This window comes from Variovorax endophyticus (genome assembly GCF_025376855.1).
In the GTDB taxonomy this organism is placed as follows: domain Bacteria; phylum Pseudomonadota; class Gammaproteobacteria; order Burkholderiales; family Burkholderiaceae_C; genus Variovorax.
Genome location: NZ_JAHUTH010000006.1, coordinates 124,554 through 142,472, shown reverse-complemented (window position 1 = coordinate 142,472; position 17,919 = coordinate 124,554). Strand labels below are relative to the sequence as shown.

Below are 17,919 nucleotides of genomic sequence, written 5' to 3'. Positions count from 1 at the left end.
GCGAAACCCGGCGCCGAAGGGTCATTCGATCCGCACGGGGATGCCGCGCTCGGCCATCCGCGCCTTGGCCTCGCCCACCGTGTGCTGCCCGTAGTGGAAGATGCTCGCGGCCAGCACGGCGTCGGCGCCGCCCTTCTGGATGCCGTCGGCCAGGTCGTCGAGGTTGCCCACGCCGCCCGAGGCGATCACCGGCACGTTGACGGCGTCGCTGACCGCGCGGGTCAGTGCCAGGTCGAAACCGCTCTTGGTGCCGTCGCGGTCCATGCTGGTCAGCAGGATCTCGCCGGCGCCGCGGCGCGCCATCTCGGTGGCCCATTCGACGGCGTCGAGGCCGGTGTTCTTGCGCCCGCCATGGCTGTAGACGTCCCAGCCCGGGCCGCGGCTGGCCGCTTCCTCGGGCGTGCGGCGCTTGGCGTCGATGGCGACCACGATGCACTGGGCACCGTACTTGGCCGAGGCGTCGCTGATCACCTGCGGATTGGCGATGGCGGCCGAATTGAAGCTGGTCTTGTCGGCGCCGGCATTGAGCAGCCGGCGCACGTCCTCGACGGTGCGCACGCCGCCGCCCACGGTCAGCGGAATGAAGACCTGAGAGGCGACCGACTCGATGATCGGCAGGATCAGGTCGCGGCCGTCGCTGGTGGCGGTGATGTCGAGGAAGGTCAGCTCGTCGGCGCCCTGCGCGTTGTAGCGCGCGGCGATCTCGACCGGGTCGCCCGCGTCGCGCAGTTCGAGGAAGTTGACGCCCTTGACGACACGGCCGCCGGTGACGTCGAGGCAGGGAATGATGCGTTTCGCGAGCATGGTGGGGTAACGGGGAAAAGAAGGAATCAGAGGACGCGCAGTTGCTGCCAGCCCTGCCATTCGGCGCCGGGCGCCAGTTGCACGGGCTCGTCGATGCGCGCGGCCTCGACGCAGAGCATGTGGCGAAAGCCGTCCTCGGGCATGTCGGCGAGTTTCGCACCGAGCGCGGCACCCGGGTTCCAGACCACGGTTTCGGTGCAGGTGGCGCCCTGGGCGATCTCGAGCGTGCCGCCGGGCTGCACCAGCCGCAGCGGCTGGGCCGGCGCGGCATAGACGCTGTCGAACTCGGATTCGAAGCGCAGGGCCGGCGCGGTTTCCACATGGCGGTCGTCGCGCACCGCATCCCAGCGGTTGGCGCCCTGCAGGCCTTCGAGCCGGGCCTCGGCGATGTCGTCCACCGCCAGGTAGGTGTGCAGCGCGGCCGTGAATGCGAAGGGCCCGCCGCCGAGATTGCGCAGGCTCAGCGCGGTGCGCAGCTGCCCGGCCTCGAGCGTGAAGGCGACCCGCGCCTCGAAGGCATGCGGCCACAGGGCCCGGGTGGCGTCGTCGTCGCGCAGCCGCAGGGTCAGCGCGCCCGATTCGGGATCCACGCCCTGGCTCTCCCAAGGCAGATTGCGCATGAAGCCATGTTTGGGGAGCATGCCGCGCTGGTTGAACTGCGGGCAGCAGATGGGCACGCCGCCGCGGATCGCGGTCTTGCCGTCGAACACGGCGCGCGGGCTCAGGTAGAGCCTTTCCCTGCCGTCGGCCGTGGTCCAGGAGAGCAGATGCGCCCCGTGCAGGGCCACGGTGAGGGTGCTGCCGTCGGCACCGGTGGCGCGCAGCGCGGGCTGGCCGCGGAACTCGATCGAGCTGGTGTGCATGTGAGGAATTGTAGGCAGCGCTCCGATCGCTCCGGCTTCGCGCAACATCGGCGCCTCGCGCGGCGCGGCCATGGGGCCTAAAGACTGCATGGTCAGGCCCCGATTGCAAGCCCGGGGCCTTCTTGGATACCCTGTGCCTGCCCAAAAAAACGCTCACACAACCAAGGACAAGGGGAATCGAATGAAGAAGAAGTTGCCGATGGCGGCGTGGATCCTGATTGCCATGGTGCTCGGCATCATCCTCGGCTACATGATCTTCGCGAGCTTCCCGGACAAGGGAACCGCCAAGGAGATCGCGGGCTACGTCTCGATCGTCTCGGACGTGTTCCTGCGCCTGATCAAGATGCTGATCGGGCCGCTGGTGTTCTCCACGCTCGTGGTCGGCATCGCGCACATGGGCGACGCCAAGTCGGTGGGCCGGGTGTTCGGCAAGGCCATCGGCTGGTTCCTCACGGCCTCGCTGATCTCGCTGGTGATCGGCCTGGTGATGGCCAACCTGCTCGAGCCCGGCGCCAACCTGGGCCTGCCGCTGCCCGACATCGGCGCCTCGGCGAACCTCGCGACCTCCAAGTTCACCTTCAAGGACTTCGTGAGCCACACGGTGCCGAAGTCCTTCGTCGAGGCCATGGCCAACAACGAGATCCTGCAGATCGTGGTGTTCTCGATGTTCTTCGGCGTGGCGCTGGCCTCGCTCGGCGACAAGGCGAAGACGCTGGTCGCCGCCACCGAGGAGCTCTCGCACGCGATGCTGAAGATCACGGGCTACGTGATGAAGCTCGCGCCGCTCGCGGTGCTGGCCGCCATGGCCGCCACGGTGGCGGTCAACGGGCTGGGCATCCTGATCAAGTTCGCGGTGTTCATGCGCGACTTCTACCTCGGCCTGTTCGTGCTGTGGGGCGTGCTGATCCTCGCGGGCTTCACCTTCCTCGGGCCGCGCGTGTTCAAGCTCCTGGTGCTGATCAAGGAAGCCTTCCTGCTCTCGTTCGCCACCGCCAGTTCGGAAGCCGCGTACCCGAAGATCCTGCAGGCGCTCGACCGCTTCGGCGTCAAGCGCAAGATCTCGAGCTTCGTGATGCCGATGGGCTACTCGTTCAACCTCGACGGCTCGATGATGTACTGCACCTTCGCCGTGCTGTTCATCGCGCAGGCCTACAACATCCACATGCCGATCAGCACGCAGATCACGATGCTGCTGATCCTGATGCTCACCTCCAAGGGCATGGCCGGCGTGCCGCGCGCCTCGCTGGTGGTGATCGCCGCCACGCTCAACCACTTCGACATTCCCGAGGCCGGCCTGCTGCTGATCCTGGGCGTGGACACCTTCCTCGACATGGGCCGCTCGGCCACCAACGCGGTGGGCAATTCGATCGCCACCGCGGTGGTCGCCAAGTGGGAAGGCGAGCTGCTGCCGGAGAGCGAGGCCGAGCTCAACGCGGCCCGGCTCGACGAGGAAGCGGCCGCGACGCTCGCGCATCCGGCGCATGGCTGAGGCGATGCACGGCATGACAACGATGCCTGGCAGGACCGCCCTGGCCTGCGCGGCCCTGCTGCTCGCGGCCGGCGCGGTGCAAGCCCAGGAGCTTCTCACCGGCACGCTCGCCAAGGCGCGCGCCAGCGGCGCCATCACCATCGGCTACCGCGAATCCTCGGTGCCCTTCTCCTTCCTCAACACGCGCAAGGAACCGGTCGGCTATTCGATCGAACTGTGCCGCGAGCTGGTCACGGCGATCGGCAACGCGGTCGACCGCACGCTCGCGATCCGGTGGGAGCCGGTCACCTCCGACTCGCGCTTCGACGCGGTCACGAGCGGCAAGGTCGACCTCGAATGCGGCTCGACCACCAGCAACCTCGAACGCCAGAAGCGCGTGAGCTTCTCGCCGACGATCTTCGTCTCGGGCACCAAGGTGCTGGTGAAGAGGGGCACGCCGATCGCCTCGTTCCGCGACCTCGCGGGCCGCAAGGTGGCGGTGACAGCCGGCACCACCAACGAGAAGACGCTTCGCGATCTCTCCGAGAAGTTCAAGCTCGGCATCCAGCTGCAGGTGGCGCGCGACCATGCCGAGTCCTTCGCGCTCGTGAAGAGCGGCCAGGCCGATGCCTTCGCGACCGACGACGTGCTGCTCTACGGCCTGATCGCGCAGGAGAACGCCCAGGCCGACTACCGCGTGGTCGGCGACTTCCTCTCCTACGACCCCTACGGGATCATGTACCGCAAGGGCGATCCGCAGCTCGCGAAGGTGATCAACGACAGCTTCCAGGTGCTGGCCGAGGACGGCGAGATCGAACGCCAGTACAAGCGCTGGTTCCTGCGCAAGCTGCCCACGGGTGCCAGCCTCGACCTGCCGATGAGCGCGCAGCTCGAGACGATCATCAAGACGATGTCGGTGAAGGCCGAGTAGCCGGGGCCGCTTTCAGCGCGCCGGCCACTCCCAGCGCGGAATCTCGCTCATGTCGAGGTTCGCGATGCGGGTCTCGCCCAGGCGCTTCTCGAGCACCACCGACTGCAGCTCCACGCCGCCCGCGGCCGCCTCCTCGAGCGCGGCGATCAGCCGCGAGGCGTGCGACACCACGATCACCTGCGACTCGCGCGCCGCATGCGCGATCAGCCGGCCGAGCGCGGGCAGCAAGTCGGGATGCAGGCTGGTCTCGGGTTCGTTGAGCACCAGCAGCGCGGGCGGGCGCGGCGTGAGCAACGCCGCGATCCACAGCAGGTAACGCAAGGTGCCGTCGGACAGCTCGGCGGCGGTCAGCGCGCGCAGCAGGCCGTGCTGGTGCATCAGAGTCTGGAAGCGGTCGCCCGCGGCGTCGATCTCGATGCGCGCGCCCGGAAAGGCGTCGTCCACGGCGCGATCGAGCGCTTCGCCGTCGCCGATCTCGCGGATGGTCTGCAGCGCGGCCGCGAGGTCGGCACCATCGTTGGCCAGCACCGGCGTGCGGGTGCCGAGCTGCGGCTGGCGCGCCGGCGCCTCGGCGTCCGAGCGGAAGTGGTCGTAGAAGCGCCAGGAGCGCATCTGCTCGCGCAAGGTGAGCATCTCGGGCGCGTCGCGCGGGTCGGCATGCTCGGTCATCATGCTCGCGAAGGACGGGATCGGCCGGCCCACCGGCTGCCAGCCTCGGCCGTCGCGCAGCCGCAGCGAGGCGCCCTTGCGGTCGACCAGCTGCGTGGACGGCCGCAGCAGCGGACCGGCCCAGATGGCCTCGTGCTTGATCTCGGGGTCGCGCGAGAAGGCGGTCGAGGGAATCGGCGGCGGCAGGCCGATGTCGATCGCGTAGCCGAAGTCTTCGGCGCTGGCGCCCGCGAAGCCCAGCTTCAGCGCGACCGGTTCGCTGCGCGTGGTGCCCTGCACCGGCATCTCGCCGCGCAGCATGGCGGCCGAGAAGCGCTCGGGCCCGGCCCACAGCGTGGAGGACAGCCCGCCCTCGCGCACCAGCGAACGGATCGCGCCGCCGTTGGCGATCTCGGCCAAGAGGCGCATGGCGCGGTAGACGCTCGATTTGCCGCTGCCGTTGGGCCCGGTGACCACGGTGAGCCGCGCGAGCGGCACCGTGAGCTGGCGCAGCGAGCGGTAGTTGGCGATGGCGAGCGCGGACAGCACGCGCCGCCAGGCCCTCTCAGGCGCCGGCCAGTTCGTCGGCGCGCGCCTGCGCCTGTCCGAAGTCGAGGTCGCCCGAATAGATGGCGCGGCCGCAGATCACGCCCTCGACGCCTTCGGACTCGACCGCGCAGAGCTGGTCGATGTCGGCCATGTTCGACAGGCCGCCCGAGGCGATGACGGGGATGCTCAGCGCGCGCGCGAGCTTGACCGTGGCGTCGATGTTGATGCCCGACAGCATGCCGTCGCGGCCGATGTCGGTGTAGATGATCGACTCGACGCCGTAGTCCTCGAACTTCTTGCCCAGGTCGGCCACCTCGTGGCCCGTGAGCTTGCTCCAGCCGTCGGTGGCGACCTTGCCGTCCTTGGCGTCGAGGCCCACGATGATGTGGCCGCCGAAGGCGCTGCAGGCGTCCTTGAGGAAGCCCGGGTTCTTCACGGCGGCAGTGCCGATGATCACGTAGCGCAGGCCGTCGTCGATGTAGCGCTCGATGGTGTCGAGGTCGCGGATGCCGCCGCCGAGCTGCACCGGGATGTCGTCGCCGACCTCCTTCAGGATCGCCTTGATCGCCGCGTGGTTCTGCGGCTTGCCCGCGAAAGCCCCGTTCAAGTCGACCAGGTGCAGGCGCCGGGCGCCCGCCTCGACCCACTTGCGCGCCATGGCCGCGGGGTCTTCGCTGAAGATGGTGGACTGTTCCATGTCGCCTTGTTTCAGGCGTACGCAATGGCCGTCTTTGAGGTCGATCGCTGGGATGAGGAGCATGAAAGTGACGCGAGAGTGCAACGAAAGGGCGCCGGCCGGCGGCGCCCGGTCAGGGGAACGAGGTGTTCAGGGATTCCAGTGGAGGAAGTTTCGGTAGAGCTGCAACCCGTGGTCCGCACTCTTCTCCGGGTGGAACTGGGTGGCAAAAATGTTATCGCGTGCGATGGCGGCGGTAAAGCATGCCCCGTATTCGGCTTCGCCCACGCTGTGGCGCGCATCGACCGGCCGCGCATAGAAGCTGTGCACGAAATAGAAGTGGCTGCCGTCGGGCACCCCGGCCCACACCGCGTGCGGCTGCGCCTGGCGCACCTGGTTCCAGCCCATCTGCGGCACCTTGAAGCGGCTGCCGTCGGGCTGCAACCGACCTTCGAGCTCGAAGCGGACCACCTCGCCCGGAATCAGGCCGAGCCCGTCGGTCGGTCCCTCGTCGCTGCGCGACAGCAGCATCTGCATGCCCACGCAGACGCCGAACAGCGGCTTCGTCGCCGCGGCCTCGAGCACCGATTCGAGCAGCCCCGAATCGCGCAGCTCGCGCATGCAGTCGGGCATGGCGCCCTGCCCCGGCAGCACCACGCGCGTGGCCTTGCGCACCACCTCGGGATCGGAAGTCACGAACACCTCGACGCCGACCTGGTCGGCGGCATGGCGCACCGCCTGCGCGACGGAATGCAGATTGCCCATGCCGTAATCCACCACGGCGACGGTGTTGGCGTTGTTTGCTACAGTTTTCATAGCTTCAATGACAGGCGGAGCGTGCAATGGCACGCTGTTCCGCTTGCAGGATCAGAGCGAGCCCTTGGTCGAGGGAATGACACCGGCCGAACGCGGATCGAGTTCGAGCGCGGCGCGCAGGGCGCGGGCGAAGGCCTTGAACACGGTCTCGCACTGGTGGTGCGCGTTGACGCCCTTGAGGTTGTCGATGTGCAGCGTGACGAAGGCGTGGTTCACGAAACCCTGGAAGAACTCGTAGGTGAGCTGGCTGTCGAAGGCGCCGATCATCCCGCTGGTGAAGGGCACGTGCATCTCGAGGCCGGGCCGGCCCGAGAAGTCGATGACCACGCGGCTGAGCGCCTCGTCGAGCGGCACGTAGGCATGGCCGTAGCGGCGGATGCCCTTCTTGTCGCCCACGGCCTTGGCCACGGCCTGGCCCAGCGTGATGCCCACGTCTTCCACCGTGTGATGGCCGTCGATGTGCAGGTCGCCCTGGCAGTCGATCTCGAGGTCGATCAGCCCGTGGCGGGCGATCTGGTCGAGCATGTGGTCGAAGAAGCCGATGCCGGTGGCCAGCTTGGCGCGGCCGGTGCCGTCGAGGTTGACGCTGACGGTGATCTTCGTCTCGGCGGTGTTGCGCGCGACCGTGGCGGTGCGCGCGGCGAGGGCGTCGGGGGTGGCCGCGGGGGCGGCTTGGGGGGTGGTCATAGTGAGGCTTCGAGCGCCGCGAGCATCCTGGCATTCTCGTCGGCCGTTCCGACGGTCAGGCGCAGGCAGTTCGCGAGCAGTTCGTGCATTTTAGAAACGTTCTTCACCAGCACCCCGCGCGCCTTCATGCCGTCGAAGGTGCGGGCGGCGTCGGGCACGCGCAACAGGATCATGTTGGCGTCGCTGGGCCAGACCTTGACGCCCGGCAGCCGGCCGAGCCCCATCATCAGCCGCTCGCGCTCCTCACGGATCTGCTTCGCCTGGGCCTCGAACACCTCGGCATGCTCGAGCGCGAACAGCGCGCACTCGCAGTTCAGCACGCTGACGTTGTAGGGCGGACGCACCTTGTCGATCTCGGCGATCAGCGCGGCCGGGCCCATCAGGTAGCCCAGCCGGATGCCGGCCAGGCCGAACTTGCTGAGGGTGCGCATCAGCAGCACGTGGCGGTGCTTCGCGAGGCGGTCGATGTAGCTGCGCGCGGCGAAGGGCTGGTAGGCCTCGTCGATCACCACCAGGCCGCCCTGCGCCCCCTGGGCCTCGACGATCCTCTCGAGCACCGCGTCGTCCCAGAGGTTGGCGGTCGGGTTGTTCGGGTAGGCCAGATAGACGATGGCCGGCTTCTCGCGCGCGATCGCGGCCAGCATGGCGGCCTCGTCGAGCTCGAAGTCGGCCGTGAGCGGCACGCCCACGAAGCGCAGGCCCTGGAGCTGGGCGCTCATGGCGTACATGACGAAGCCCGGCAGCGGTGCCAGCACGCTGGCACCCGGCAGGTCGCAGGCGATCGCGAGCAGCGAGATCAACTCGTCCGAGCCGTTGCCCAGCACCAGCGAGAAGCCCTCGGGCAGGCGCGCCTGCGCGGCCAGCGCGCGCTGCAGGTCGGCGCCGCGCTCGCCCGGGTAGCGATTGAGCGCCAGCGCGCCGAGCCGCGCGCCGAGCTCGGCCTGCAGCGCGGGCGGCAGGCCGAAGGGGTTCTCCATCGCGTCGAGCTTGACCAGGCCGCGCGCGTCCTGCACGGCATAGGCATGCATGGCGCGCACGTCGGCGCGGATGCGCTGGAGCGCGGGAACGGAGGCGGTGGTGTCGGACATCGGGGGACTCGGGGGAAAACGGTCGATGGAAAAAATCAGGAAGCGCAGCGGAAGCTGTTCTGCAGCGCGGTCGACAGCACCAGCTGCACCGGCATGTCGGCCTCGTAGAGCTCGGCATTGCGCTTGAGCTCGGCCTCGAACAGCGAGCGCGCCATCGAGGGCTCGAGCCGGCGGCCGTCGACGCAGAACAGCGGCTTCTGGCCCGCGCGGCGCGCGGCATCGCCGGCCTCGCGCAGGCCCTCGAGCACGCCCACGAGGTAGTAGCTGGCGTAGGCCTTGCCCTGCTTCTTCTCCTTCACCTCGAGGGTGTGGAACTCGCGGATGCTCATGGCCTGCGCGCCCAGGCTGGCCGCGGCCAGCGCGAGCGGCAGCAGCAGGAGACGCATGCGCTGCATGGCGGACCTCACTTCGCGTAGCGCGGCGGCGGCGCGTAGCCGGTCGCGCCGTCGGCCGGGAAGGCATTGGGCTGCGCGGCATCGGGGCCGCGGCGCGGACGGCGCGGGGCGTCGGGCTGCGCGATCTCGAACAGCGCGGCGCCGAGGATGCCGATGTTGCGCGCGTCGCCGGCCTCGGTGTTGGCGGCATAGGCGCGGCCCGGCGTGGCGAAGCGGAAGGCCGCGACCTCGGACTGGCTCTTGCGGAAGCCCTCGATGTCGATCACCTGCAGCGGCCGCAGCACGTAGCCGCCGTTGCGCAGGCTGCCGGGCTTGCCGTTGAGCACGTCGAGGCCGTCGACCGTGGCGATCACCTCGTAGCTGCGGTCGCTGAGGTTGCGAAAGCGCAGCGTGTAGCGCGCGCCCTCGGCGCCCGCGAGGCGGAAATTCTCGTCGCCACCGCTGCCGCGGCGCGCGCGCTGCAGCGGGATCGCGCGGCCCGATTCGTCGATCACCGACCATTCGACGTCGCCCTGCGCCAGCTGCAGGTTGAGCCGGCGCTCGGGGTTGGCGCCGACGCCGCGGCGCACGCTGGCGGCATCGTTGTAGCCGATGGAGGCGACCTCGTCGGGCTGGTCGGGCGTGTAGCGCTGGACCTGCACGCTGCGCGTGTTCGATTCGCGGCCCTCGCCCCACTGGGTTCCGAGGCGCGGCGCCGGTGCGGCGGCGGCCGTGCTCGGCACCGCCTCGGCCTGGCTCCGGGTCTGGGTGCGCGGCATCGGGGTGCAGGCCACGAGCAGCGCGGCACCGGCCAGCAGGCCGAAGGCGAACTTGAACAGGCGCGAACGACGCAGACGTTGATTCATCATCAGGCTTGCTCCTCCCGAGCGGGTTGTGGACGGAAACGGAATCCGGACCGGACGCGCGGGCGCGCCCCTCAAACCTTGCGCAGCCGCATGCGCGCGGCCTCGGCGTGGCCCTGCAGGCCCTCGCCCTCGGCCAGCGTGACGGCGATCGGCCCGAGCACCTGGGCCCCGGCCTCGCTGACCTCGATCAGGCTCGAGCGCTTCTGGAAGTCGTACACGCCCAACGGGCTCGAGAAACGCGCGGTGCCGCTGGTGGGCAGCACGTGGTTCGGGCCGGCGCAGTAGTCGCCGAGGCTCTCGCTGGTGAAGGCGCCGAGGAAGATCGCGCCGGCGTGGCGCAAGAGCGGCTCCCAGCGCTGCGGCTCGCTGCTGCTGACCTCGAGGTGTTCGGGCGCGATGCGGTTGCTGATCTCGCAGGCCTCTTCCATGCTCTTCGTGTGGATCAGCGCGCCGCGGCCGTTAAGCGAGGCGGCGATGATCGCCGCGCGCGGCATGGTCGGCAGCAGGCGGTCGATCTCGGCCTGCACGCGGTCGATGTAGGCGGCGTCGGGGCACAGCAGGATGCTCTGCGCGAGCTCGTCGTGCTCGGCCTGGCTGAACAGGTCCATCGCCACCCAGTCGGGCGGGGTGCTGCCGTCGGCCAGCACCAGGATCTCGCTCGGGCCCGCGATCATGTCGATGCCCACGGTGCCGAACACGCGGCGCTTGGCGGCGGCCACGTAGGCATTGCCGGGACCGGTGATCTTGTCGACCGCGGGAATGGTCGCGGTGCCGTAGGCCAGCGCGGCCACGGCCTGCGCGCCGCCGATGGTGAAGGCGCGCGTGACGCCGGCCACGTAGGCGGCCGCCAGCACCAGCACGTTGCGCTCGCCCTTGCCGGACGATTCGCCGCCGGCGCCGCCGGTGGCGACGCTGCCCTTCACGGGAGTCGGCACGACCATGATGATCTCGCCCACGCCGGCCACGTGGGCCGGAATCGCGTTCATCAGCAGGCTCGACGGATAGGCAGCCTTGCCGCCGGGCACGTAGATGCCGACGCGATCGAGCGGCGTGACCTTCTGGCCCAGCAGCGTGCCGTCGGCGTCGCGATAGCTCCAGCTCTCGCCCGAGGCCTTCTTCTGCGCCTCGTGGTAGCTGCGCACGCGGTCGGCCGCGGCCTGCAGTGCCTCGCGCTGCACGGCGGGCAGCGAGTCGAAGGCCTGCTTGAAGTCGGCCTGCGTCAGCTCGAGCTCGCTCACGGCGGTGGCACCCAGGCCATCGAAGCGGCGCGTGTACTCGAGCACGGCCGCGTCGCCGCGCGCCTGCACGTCGGCCAGGATGTCGGCCACCGTCTTCTCGATCGCGGCATCGGCATCCGCGGACCAATGCAGCCGCGCCTTGAATTCAGCATCGAAGCTGGCTGAAGTCGTGGACAGTCGGGCGGGGGCTGCTTGCAGGGTCATTTGGCGAAGTGCGGTTCGAGGGATCAGGCGGAGGGAATGGCCGACGCGAAGGCGTCGATGATGCGGCGGATGGGTTCGCGCTTGAGCTTGAGCGCGGCCTGGTTGACGACCAGGCGCGCGCTGATGTCCATGATGCGCTCGACCTCGACCAGCTGGTTGGCCTTGAGCGTGTTGCCGGTCGAGACCAGATCGACGATGGCGTCGGCCAGGCCGGTCAGCGGCGCGAGCTCCATGCTGCCGTAGAGCTTGATCAGGTCGACGTGCACGCCCTTGCTGGCGAAGAAGTCGCGCGCCAGGCCCACGTACTTGGTCGCGACCTTGAGGCGCGAACCCTGGCGCACGGCCGAGGCGTAGTCGTAGTCGGCGCGCACGGCCACGCTGAGGCGGCAGGCGGCGATGCGCAGGTCGAGCGGCTGGTACAGGCCCTGGTTGCCGTGCTCGAGCAGCACGTCCAGGCCGGTCACGCCGAGGTCGGCGCCGCCGTACTGCACGTAGGTCGGCACGTCGGAGGCACGCACCAGCACCACGCGCACGTCGGGGCGGGTGGTGCCGAGAATCAGCTTGCGCGACTTCTCGGGGTCTTCCGTGACCTCGATGCCGGCGGCGGCCAGCAGCGGCATGGTCTCTTCGAAGATGCGGCCTTTGGAAAGCGCCAGGGTGATCATGCGATGGCTCCGGTCACGCGTTCGATGTCGGCACCCAGGCCGCGCAGCTTGGCTTCCATGCGGTCGTAGCCGCGGTCCAGGTGGTAGATGCGGTCGACCAGGGTCTCGCCCTCGGCCACCAGGCCGGCGATGACCAGGCTGGCCGAGGCGCGCAGGTCGGTCGCCATCACGGTGGCGCCCGAGAGCTGCTGCACGCCCTCGACCATCGCCACCTTGCCCTCGACGTGGATGCGCGCGCCCAGGCGCACCATCTCGTTCACATGCATGAAGCGGTTCTCGAAGATGGTCTCGGTGACCATCGAGGCGCCGTGCGCGATCACGTTGAGCGCCATGAACTGCGCCTGCATGTCGGTCGGGAAGCCCGGGTATTCGGTGGTGCTGAAGCTCTGGGCCTCGAGCTGTTCGGCCCCCTTCGAGGCGATGCGGATGCCGTCCGGCTCGCAGCCCACTTCGCAGCCGGCGTCGCGCAGCTTGTCGATCACCGCGTCGAGGTGGTCGCCGCGCGCGTGGCGCAGCAGGGCCTCGCCGCCCGCGACCGCCACGGCGCACAGGAAGGTGCCGGCCTCGATGCGGTCGGCCACCACGGCGTGCTCGCAACCGTGCAGCTTCTCCACGCCCTGGATGCGGATGTGGCTGGTGCCGTGGCCCTCGATCTTCGCGCCCATGCGGATCAGCATCTCGGCCAGGTCGACGATCTCGGGCTCCTGCGCGGCGTTCTCGAGCAGCGTCTCGCCCTCGGCCAGCGCGGCGGCCATCAGGAAGTTCTCGGTGCCGGTGACGGTCACCATGTCGGTCAGGATCCGCGCGCCCTTCAGGCGCGTGCGGCCGGCCGGCAGGCGCGCGACCATGTAGCCGTGCTCGACCACGATCTCGGCACCCATGGCCTGCAGGCCCTTGATGTGCTGGTCGACCGGCCGCGAGCCGATGGCGCAGCCGCCCGGCAGCGACACCTTGGCGTGGCCGAAGCGCGCCAGCAGCGGGCCCAGCGCCAGCACCGAGGCGCGCATGGTTTTCACGAGTTCGTACGGGGCCTCGGGGCGGGTCAGGTCGCCGGCGTTCAGGCGCACGGTGCCGTTGTCGTCGCGTTCGGCCGACACGCCCATGTTGCGCACCAGCTTGAGCATGGTCGACACGTCCTGCAGGCGCGGCACGTTGTGCAGCACCACGGGCTGGTCGGTCAGCAGGGCCGCGCAGAGCTCGGGCAGCGCGGCGTTCTTGGCGCCGGAAATGAGTACTTCGCCGCGGAGCTGGCGCCCGCCGCGAATCAGGAGTTTGTCCATCGAAGGTCCAGCGAGTGGCTCGCAAAGGGCCCGCAGGCCCGGAGAGTTATTTTTCAGCCGCCGCCCATTCGGACGGCGTGTAGGTCTTCATCGAGAGCGCATGCACCTCGTCGGTATGCATTTTCGCACCGAGGGTGGCGTAGACCCGCTGATGGCGCTGGATCGAGCGCTTGCCCTCGAATTCGGCCGAGACGATGGTGGCATACCAATGTCGGCCGTCCCCCTCGAGCGCGATGTGCTCGCACGGCAGGTGGGACTGGATGATGGCCTTGAGTTGGTCTGCGGTCATGGAATGTGGGGTGGGCCGTTCAGCCTCGGATTTTGTAGCCGATCTTCAGCAGGTGGACCGCGATCGCGCTGACCACGAGCCAGGCGCTGCCGACGATCCCGAAGCTCAGCCACGGCGAGGCGTCGCTGACGCCGAAGAAACCGTAGCGGAAGCCGTCGATCATGTAGAAGAAGGGGTTCAGGTGGCTCACCGACTGCCAGAACGGCGGCAGCGAGCCGATCGAATAGAACACGCCCGACAGGAAGGTCATGGGCATGATCAGGAAATTCTGGAACACGGCCATCTGGTCGAACTTCTCGGCCCAGAGCCCGGCGATCAGGCCCAGCGTGCCGAGCATGGCCGAGCCGAGCAGCGCGAACACCAGGATCCAGACCGGCGCCGCGAAATCCGGCATGGCGAAGAAGATCGTGACCAGGAACACGCCGAGCCCCACCGCCAGCCCGCGGATCACCGAGGAGCCGACGTAGGCGAGGAACCAGCCCCAGTGCGACAGCGGCGTGAGCAGCACGAACACGAGGTTGCCCATGATCTTGCTCTGGATGATCGAGGACGAGCTGTTGGCGAACGCGTTCTGCAGCACGCTCATCATCACCAGGCCCGGGATCAGGAAGGCGGTGTAGCCGACGGTGCCGTAGACCTTCACATGGTCCTCGAGCACATGGCCGAACACCATCAGGTACAGCAGCGCGGTGAGCACCGGCGCGCCGACGGTCTGGAAGCCGACCTTCCAGAAGCGCAGCGTCTCCTTGTAGAGCAGCGCGCGCCAACCCGTGACAGCCATCATCGCGCGACCTCCAGCGGCGTCTGCTCGCCCGCCATCAGGTCGATGAACACGTCTTCCAGGTCGGCCTTGCGCATTTCCACGTCTTCCACCGCCACGCCGGCCTGCCGGATGGCGGCCAGCAGTTGTTCGACCTCGTGCGCGTTCTGCGCCGGCAGCTGCACGATGCGGCCCGTGATGCGCGCATGCCGGGCGATTTCCCAGGGCAGCATCGCATCGGTCTTGAAGCGCAGCACGTTGCTCGCGGCCGACTTCAGCAGCTCGCTGGTGCGGTCCAGCGCGATCACGCGCCCGAGCTTGAGCATCGCGATGCGGCTGCACAGCGCCTCGGCTTCCTCGAGGTAATGGGTGGTCAGCAACACCGTGCTGCCCTGCTTGTTGAGCCGCGCGACGAACTGCCACAGCGTCTGGCGCAGCTCGACGTCGACGCCCGCGGTGGGCTCGTCGAGCACGATCACCGGCGGCTTGTGCACCAGCGCCTGCGCCACCAGCACGCGGCGCTTCATGCCGCCCGAGAGCTGGCGCATGTTGGCGGTGGCCTTGTCGGCCAGGCCCAGGCTCTGCAGCAGCTCGTCGATCCAGGCCTCGTTGTTGGTGATGCCGAAGTAGCCCGACTGGATGCGCAGCGACTCGCGCACGTTGAAGAAGGGGTCGAACACCAACTCCTGCGGCACGATGCCGAGCTGGCGGCGGGCCTGGGCGTAGTCGCGCTGCACGTCGAAGCCATGCACGCGGATCGACCCGGCGGTGGGCCGCGACAGGCCAGCGAGCATGCTGATCAGCGTGGTCTTGCCGGCCCCGTTGGGACCGAGCAGGCCGAAGAACTCGCCGGGCTCGATGTCGAAGCTGACCTCGTCGACCGCCCGCAGCCCGGTCTTGCCCTGGGCCCGCTGCTGTCGTGAGGGAGGATAGGTCTTGGAGACCGATTGGAATGAGATCGCGGGCATGGGAGGCCGGGATTTTAAGGGCGCGGGTCCTCCAGCGCAGTTCGTGCGGGAATGCAAGCCCGGCGGACCCTTAAGGACCGCGAGGCCGGTTGGGGTCAGAATCGCGCCCGACGCCGGGCGGGGCACCGCCACCGCCGGCCGTCGCAAGGAGCCCTCGTGATGCGATCGTTGCACCGTCCTCCCCGGCCCTGGCTGGCCGCCGGAGTCCTGGTTCTTGCAAGCCTGCTGTCCGCCTGCGGCGGTGGAGGCGGCGGTGGTGGGGGCGGCGGCCTGCCCATCGTCGGGGGCAACCCGCCGACCAACACCACGGCCGAACTGCCCTCGCGCGAAGCCCTGATCGCGCGCGCCCGGTCGCTGGAACTCGCCACCCCCTACGTGCCGCCGCCCGGCAACGTGCTCGAGCACAACACCTCGGGCTATGCCAAGGCGATGTGCTCGGCGGTCTTCATCACCGGGCTCGACCCGGACGTCGCCGCCGAGACCGTCGGCTACTTCGTCGGGCCCTATTCGGAGCGCAAGAAGGTCGGCAAGCCGGTGGTCGACCGCGCGAAGCGCGAAGTGCGCATCGCCATCCCGGGCGGGCCCACGCTGACCGCGCGCCAGTTCGGCTCGCAAGGCTGCGTGACGCTGCCGCCAGGGCGCGACGACGTCTTCTTCACCCCGCTGGAGGTCAAGAGCGCGCTGCCCGACCCGTCCACCCAGCCCTGGCCGATGGGCGACGTGCTGCCGAGCACCCCGTTCCCGGCCAACGTGAACATGACCAAGGTGAACCAGGCCGTGAGCGCCGCCTTCGGCGTGCCCGAGGCCTACACCTCGGCCTTCGTGGTCACGCACAAGGGGCGGATCCTCGCCGAGCGCTACATGCCGGGCATCGGCCCGACGACGCCGCTGGAGTCGTGGTCCATGGGCAAGAGCGTGGTGGCCACCATGATGGGCGTGCTGATCCGGCAGGGCGTCTACACCCTCGACCAGCCGGCACCGATCCCCGAGTGGCAGGGCGAAGGCGACGGCCGCCAGAAGATCCGCATCTCGGACTTGCTGCACATGTCGAGCGGGCTGCGCATCAAGGCACCCGACGATCCGGACTTCGACCCGAACGGCACCTACCCCGACCACATCTACTTCTACACGGGGCGCATCAACGCCTTCAACTACGCCGCCACGCGGCCGCAGCAGTGGCAACCCAACCTCGTGGGCCGCTACCGCAACACCGATCCCGTGCTGGCCAGCTACCTGGTGCGCCTCGCGGTCGAGAAGCGCGGCGAGGAGTACCTCTCGTTCCCGCAGCGCGAGCTGTTCGACCGGATCGGCATCCGCTCGATGGTGCTGGAGACCGATCCCTACGGCAACTTCCTGGCACAGGGCTACGACTTCATGTCGGGCCGCGACTGGGCGCGGCTGGCCAACCTGTACCTGCAGGACGGCGTCTGGAACGGCGAGCGCATCCTGCCCGAGGGTTTCGTGAATTTCGTGCGCACCGTGGCGCCAGGCTGGGCGGCCGACAAGCGACCGATCTACGGCGGCTTCTTCTGGCTCAACGGGACGATGAACAACACCACAGCGTTCCCGGTGCCGACCTCGGCCTACTACATGCTGGGCGCGGACGGACAGGTGGTGCTGATCGTGCCCTCGCACGACCTGGTGGTGGTGCGCATCGGGCACTCGAAGGGCGCGCCGGCCTATGGCCGGCCGCTGAACGATGCGTTGAAGCTGCTGATGGAGGCGATTCCCGCCTCCTGAGGATGAGGAGCGCCCTCAGGGCGCGGCCGGCAGCAGTCCGGCGATGCCGTAGAGCGCCGCCAGCTCGCGCAGCCGCGGCGACAGGCCCTTCACCGCGAAGCCGCGCCCGAGCGCGCTGGCCTCGCGGCGGCATTCGAGCAGCACCGCCAGCGCCGACGAGTCGAACTGCACCAGCGCGCTGGCGTCGACCACGGTGGCGGAGGCGTCGCCCTGACCGGCGAGGCCCTTCTGCAGCATGCGCATGCAGGCGGGCGCCTCGTCGTGCGTGAGCTTCGTCGGCAGGACCAGCATGGCCTCGGCTCCTTCTCGATGGACCCGGCCGGGCTCAGCCCTTGCCGCCGCCCTTGTTGCGGGCCGCCAGCGCGGTGATCAGGCCGTCGATGCCGCGGGCGTTGATCTCCTGCGAGAACTGGGTGCGGTAGGTATCGACCAGCCACACGCCGAGCACGTTGAGGTTGTAGACCTTCCAGCCGCCGCCCTGGCCGGGCGTCTTCTCGAGGCGGTAGTCGAGCTGGACCGGGTCACCGCGGCCGCGGACCTCGGTGCGCACCAGCACTTCCTTGTCGTCGGGCGAACCGCGGTACGGGCGCACCGTGACGGTCTGGTCGCTCACCTGGTCGAGCGCGCCGGCATAGGTGCGCACCAGCAGGGTCTTGAACTCTTCCTGCAGGCGCTTTTGCTGCTCGGGCGTGGCCTGGCGCCAGGCCGGGCCGACGGCCGAGGCGGTCATGCGCTGGAAGTTGACGTTCGGCATGATCTTGCTGTCGACCAGCAGCATGATCTTGTTGACGTCGCCGGCCTTGATCGAGGTGTCGGCCTTGATGGTCTCGAGCACGTCGGTCGACAGCCGCTTGACCAGCGCGTCGGGCGCTTCGTCCGCGGCCTGCGCGGGGCGCACGAAGGCGACGCCGGCGCCGATCAGCAGCGCGCCGGCCAGCACCAGGCGGCCGAGGCTGCGTCGTTGAATCAAGGTCTGGGTTTTTGTCATGATCGTGAGTCCCTCTG

Annotated in this window: 20 protein-coding genes; 3 read left to right on the top strand and 17 right to left on the bottom strand. The window is 69.1% G+C overall.

Features of this window, described 5'->3' with window-relative positions; translation table 11 throughout:
* Positions 1-21 precede the first annotated feature (21 nt).
* Positions 22-804 carry an imidazole glycerol phosphate synthase subunit HisF gene (gene hisF / locus KV106_RS10020; RefSeq protein WP_261209860.1) on the bottom strand — a complete coding sequence of 261 codons (783 nt, stop codon included), beginning with the start codon at positions 802-804 and terminating at the stop codon, positions 22-24.
* Positions 805-830: 26 nt separating this feature from the next.
* Positions 831-1,667: a D-hexose-6-phosphate mutarotase gene (locus tag KV106_RS10015; RefSeq protein WP_261209858.1), complete on the bottom strand. Its 837-nt coding sequence runs from the start codon at positions 1,665-1,667 to the stop codon at positions 831-833.
* A 181-nt stretch (positions 1,668-1,848) separates the two neighbouring features.
* On the opposite strand from KV106_RS10015, the gene KV106_RS10010 reads away from it, so the two are divergent.
* Together KV106_RS10010 and KV106_RS10005 are read left to right on the top strand one after the other, a co-directional pair.
* On the top strand, positions 1,849-3,156 hold the full coding sequence (locus KV106_RS10010; protein ID WP_057595260.1) for a dicarboxylate/amino acid:cation symporter: 1,308 nt from the start codon (positions 1,849-1,851) through the stop codon (positions 3,154-3,156).
* Between the two features lie 13 nt (positions 3,157-3,169).
* Positions 3,170-4,066 (top strand): amino acid ABC transporter substrate-binding protein, encoded by an 897-nt coding sequence (locus KV106_RS10005; RefSeq protein WP_409976502.1) that lies wholly within the window; start codon positions 3,170-3,172, stop codon positions 4,064-4,066.
* A 12-nt stretch (positions 4,067-4,078) separates the two neighbouring features.
* Here KV106_RS10005 and KV106_RS10000 read toward each other — a convergent pair whose 3' ends face one another.
* The 13 genes from KV106_RS10000 to KV106_RS09940 form a co-directional block, all read right to left on the bottom strand.
* The gene (locus KV106_RS10000) at positions 4,079-5,263 is read right to left on the bottom strand and encodes an AAA family ATPase (RefSeq protein WP_261209856.1); all 1,185 of its coding nucleotides are present in this window, start codon (positions 5,261-5,263) and stop codon (positions 4,079-4,081) included.
* A gap of 16 nt (positions 5,264-5,279) precedes the next feature.
* Complete coding sequence (gene hisA / locus KV106_RS09995) at positions 5,280-6,023, bottom strand: 1-(5-phosphoribosyl)-5-[(5-phosphoribosylamino)methylideneamino]imidazole-4-carboxamide isomerase (protein WP_261209853.1); 744 nt, start codon at positions 6,021-6,023, stop codon at positions 5,280-5,282.
* Positions 6,024-6,089: 66 nt separating this feature from the next.
* A complete protein-coding gene (gene hisH, locus KV106_RS09990) occupies positions 6,090-6,755 on the bottom strand; it encodes an imidazole glycerol phosphate synthase subunit HisH (protein ID WP_261209851.1) in 666 nt (221 codons plus the stop codon).
* 51 nt (positions 6,756-6,806) lie between these two features.
* Positions 6,807-7,442, bottom strand: coding sequence for an imidazoleglycerol-phosphate dehydratase HisB (gene hisB, locus KV106_RS09985; protein WP_203204635.1), 636 nt, complete (start codon positions 7,440-7,442; stop codon positions 6,807-6,809).
* Positions 7,439-8,530, bottom strand: a complete 1,092-nt coding sequence (hisC, locus tag KV106_RS09980; RefSeq protein WP_261209845.1) for a histidinol-phosphate transaminase — start codon at positions 8,528-8,530, stop codon at positions 7,439-7,441. The genes hisB and hisC overlap by 4 nt, the downstream gene beginning before the upstream one ends.
* A gap of 35 nt (positions 8,531-8,565) precedes the next feature.
* Entirely contained in the window at positions 8,566-8,925 is a 360-nt protein-coding gene (locus KV106_RS09975) for a hypothetical protein (protein WP_261209843.1), read from the bottom strand.
* 8 nt (positions 8,926-8,933) lie between these two features.
* Complete coding sequence (locus KV106_RS09970; protein WP_261209841.1) at positions 8,934-9,773, bottom strand: hypothetical protein; 840 nt, start codon at positions 9,771-9,773, stop codon at positions 8,934-8,936.
* Positions 9,774-9,841: 68 nt separating this feature from the next.
* Positions 9,842-11,212 carry a histidinol dehydrogenase gene (gene hisD, locus KV106_RS09965; protein WP_261209839.1) on the bottom strand — a complete coding sequence of 457 codons (1,371 nt, stop codon included), beginning with the start codon at positions 11,210-11,212 and terminating at the stop codon, positions 9,842-9,844.
* A gap of 23 nt (positions 11,213-11,235) precedes the next feature.
* A complete protein-coding gene (gene hisG, locus KV106_RS09960; RefSeq protein ID WP_057596768.1) occupies positions 11,236-11,877 on the bottom strand; it encodes an ATP phosphoribosyltransferase in 642 nt (213 codons plus the stop codon).
* Positions 11,874-13,157 carry a UDP-N-acetylglucosamine 1-carboxyvinyltransferase gene (gene murA, locus KV106_RS09955; protein ID WP_261209835.1) on the bottom strand — a complete coding sequence of 428 codons (1,284 nt, stop codon included), beginning with the start codon at positions 13,155-13,157 and terminating at the stop codon, positions 11,874-11,876. Before murA ends, hisG begins: the two co-directional genes overlap by 4 nt.
* A 46-nt stretch (positions 13,158-13,203) precedes the next feature.
* Positions 13,204-13,446 (bottom strand): BolA family protein, encoded by a 243-nt coding sequence (locus KV106_RS09950; RefSeq protein ID WP_057596770.1) that lies wholly within the window; start codon positions 13,444-13,446, stop codon positions 13,204-13,206.
* 19 nt (positions 13,447-13,465) lie between these two features.
* On the bottom strand, positions 13,466-14,230 hold the full coding sequence (locus tag KV106_RS09945) for an ABC transporter permease (protein ID WP_261209832.1): 765 nt from the start codon (positions 14,228-14,230) through the stop codon (positions 13,466-13,468).
* Positions 14,227-15,174 (bottom strand): ABC transporter ATP-binding protein, encoded by a 948-nt coding sequence (locus KV106_RS09940; protein WP_261209830.1) that lies wholly within the window; start codon positions 15,172-15,174, stop codon positions 14,227-14,229. The genes KV106_RS09945 and KV106_RS09940 overlap by 4 nt, the downstream gene beginning before the upstream one ends.
* Before the next feature lie 159 nt (positions 15,175-15,333).
* Between KV106_RS09940 and KV106_RS09935 the strand changes: the two genes are divergently transcribed.
* Positions 15,334-16,914, top strand: coding sequence for a serine hydrolase domain-containing protein (locus tag KV106_RS09935; RefSeq protein WP_261209828.1), 1,581 nt, complete (start codon positions 15,334-15,336; stop codon positions 16,912-16,914).
* Positions 16,915-16,929: 15 nt separating this feature from the next.
* Here the strand turns inward: KV106_RS09935 and KV106_RS09930 are convergent, their stop codons facing one another.
* Both KV106_RS09930 and KV106_RS09925 read right to left on the bottom strand, forming a co-directional pair.
* On the bottom strand, positions 16,930-17,205 hold the full coding sequence (locus KV106_RS09930) for an STAS domain-containing protein (protein WP_261209826.1): 276 nt from the start codon (positions 17,203-17,205) through the stop codon (positions 16,930-16,932).
* Positions 17,206-17,239: 34 nt separating this feature from the next.
* Positions 17,240-17,902, bottom strand: a complete 663-nt coding sequence (locus KV106_RS09925; RefSeq protein WP_261209824.1) for an MlaC/ttg2D family ABC transporter substrate-binding protein — start codon at positions 17,900-17,902, stop codon at positions 17,240-17,242.
* Between the last annotated feature and the right edge of the window lie 17 nt (positions 17,903-17,919).

What these genes read in the sequence shown, in the direction of transcription:
- hisD (WP_261209839.1), bottom strand. Translation starts at nt 11,212, where the DNA reads ATGACCCTGCAAGCAGCCCCCGCCCGACTGTCCACGACTTCAGCCAGC.
- KV106_RS09950 (WP_057596770.1), bottom strand. Translation starts at nt 13,446, where the DNA reads ATGACCGCAGACCAACTCAAGGCCATCATCCAGTCCCACCTGCCGTGC.
- KV106_RS10005 (WP_409976502.1), top strand. Translation starts at nt 3,170, where the DNA reads ATGACAACGATGCCTGGCAGGACCGCCCTGGCCTGCGCGGCCCTGCTG.
- KV106_RS09935 (WP_261209828.1), top strand. Translation starts at nt 15,334, where the DNA reads ATGCGATCGTTGCACCGTCCTCCCCGGCCCTGGCTGGCCGCCGGAGTC.
- KV106_RS10015 (WP_261209858.1), bottom strand. Translation starts at nt 1,667, where the DNA reads ATGCACACCAGCTCGATCGAGTTCCGCGGCCAGCCCGCGCTGCGCGCC.
- murA (WP_261209835.1), bottom strand. Translation starts at nt 13,157, where the DNA reads ATGGACAAACTCCTGATTCGCGGCGGGCGCCAGCTCCGCGGCGAAGTA.
- KV106_RS09945 (WP_261209832.1), bottom strand. Translation starts at nt 14,230, where the DNA reads ATGATGGCTGTCACGGGTTGGCGCGCGCTGCTCTACAAGGAGACGCTG.
- hisF (WP_261209860.1), bottom strand. Translation starts at nt 804, where the DNA reads ATGCTCGCGAAACGCATCATTCCCTGCCTCGACGTCACCGGCGGCCGT.
- KV106_RS09975 (WP_261209843.1), bottom strand. Translation starts at nt 8,925, where the DNA reads ATGCAGCGCATGCGTCTCCTGCTGCTGCCGCTCGCGCTGGCCGCGGCC.
- hisG (WP_057596768.1), bottom strand. Translation starts at nt 11,877, where the DNA reads ATGATCACCCTGGCGCTTTCCAAAGGCCGCATCTTCGAAGAGACCATG.
- hisH (WP_261209851.1), bottom strand. Translation starts at nt 6,755, where the DNA reads ATGAAAACTGTAGCAAACAACGCCAACACCGTCGCCGTGGTGGATTAC.
- KV106_RS09925 (WP_261209824.1), bottom strand. Translation starts at nt 17,902, where the DNA reads ATGACAAAAACCCAGACCTTGATTCAACGACGCAGCCTCGGCCGCCTG.
- KV106_RS10010 (WP_057595260.1), top strand. Translation starts at nt 1,849, where the DNA reads ATGAAGAAGAAGTTGCCGATGGCGGCGTGGATCCTGATTGCCATGGTG.
- hisA (WP_261209853.1), bottom strand. Translation starts at nt 6,023, where the DNA reads ATGCTCCTCATCCCAGCGATCGACCTCAAAGACGGCCATTGCGTACGC.
- KV106_RS09930 (WP_261209826.1), bottom strand. Translation starts at nt 17,205, where the DNA reads ATGCTGGTCCTGCCGACGAAGCTCACGCACGACGAGGCGCCCGCCTGC.
- KV106_RS09970 (WP_261209841.1), bottom strand. Translation starts at nt 9,773, where the DNA reads ATGATGAATCAACGTCTGCGTCGTTCGCGCCTGTTCAAGTTCGCCTTC.
- hisB (WP_203204635.1), bottom strand. Translation starts at nt 7,442, where the DNA reads ATGACCACCCCCCAAGCCGCCCCCGCGGCCACCCCCGACGCCCTCGCC.
- hisC (WP_261209845.1), bottom strand. Translation starts at nt 8,530, where the DNA reads ATGTCCGACACCACCGCCTCCGTTCCCGCGCTCCAGCGCATCCGCGCC.
- KV106_RS09940 (WP_261209830.1), bottom strand. Translation starts at nt 15,174, where the DNA reads ATGCCCGCGATCTCATTCCAATCGGTCTCCAAGACCTATCCTCCCTCA.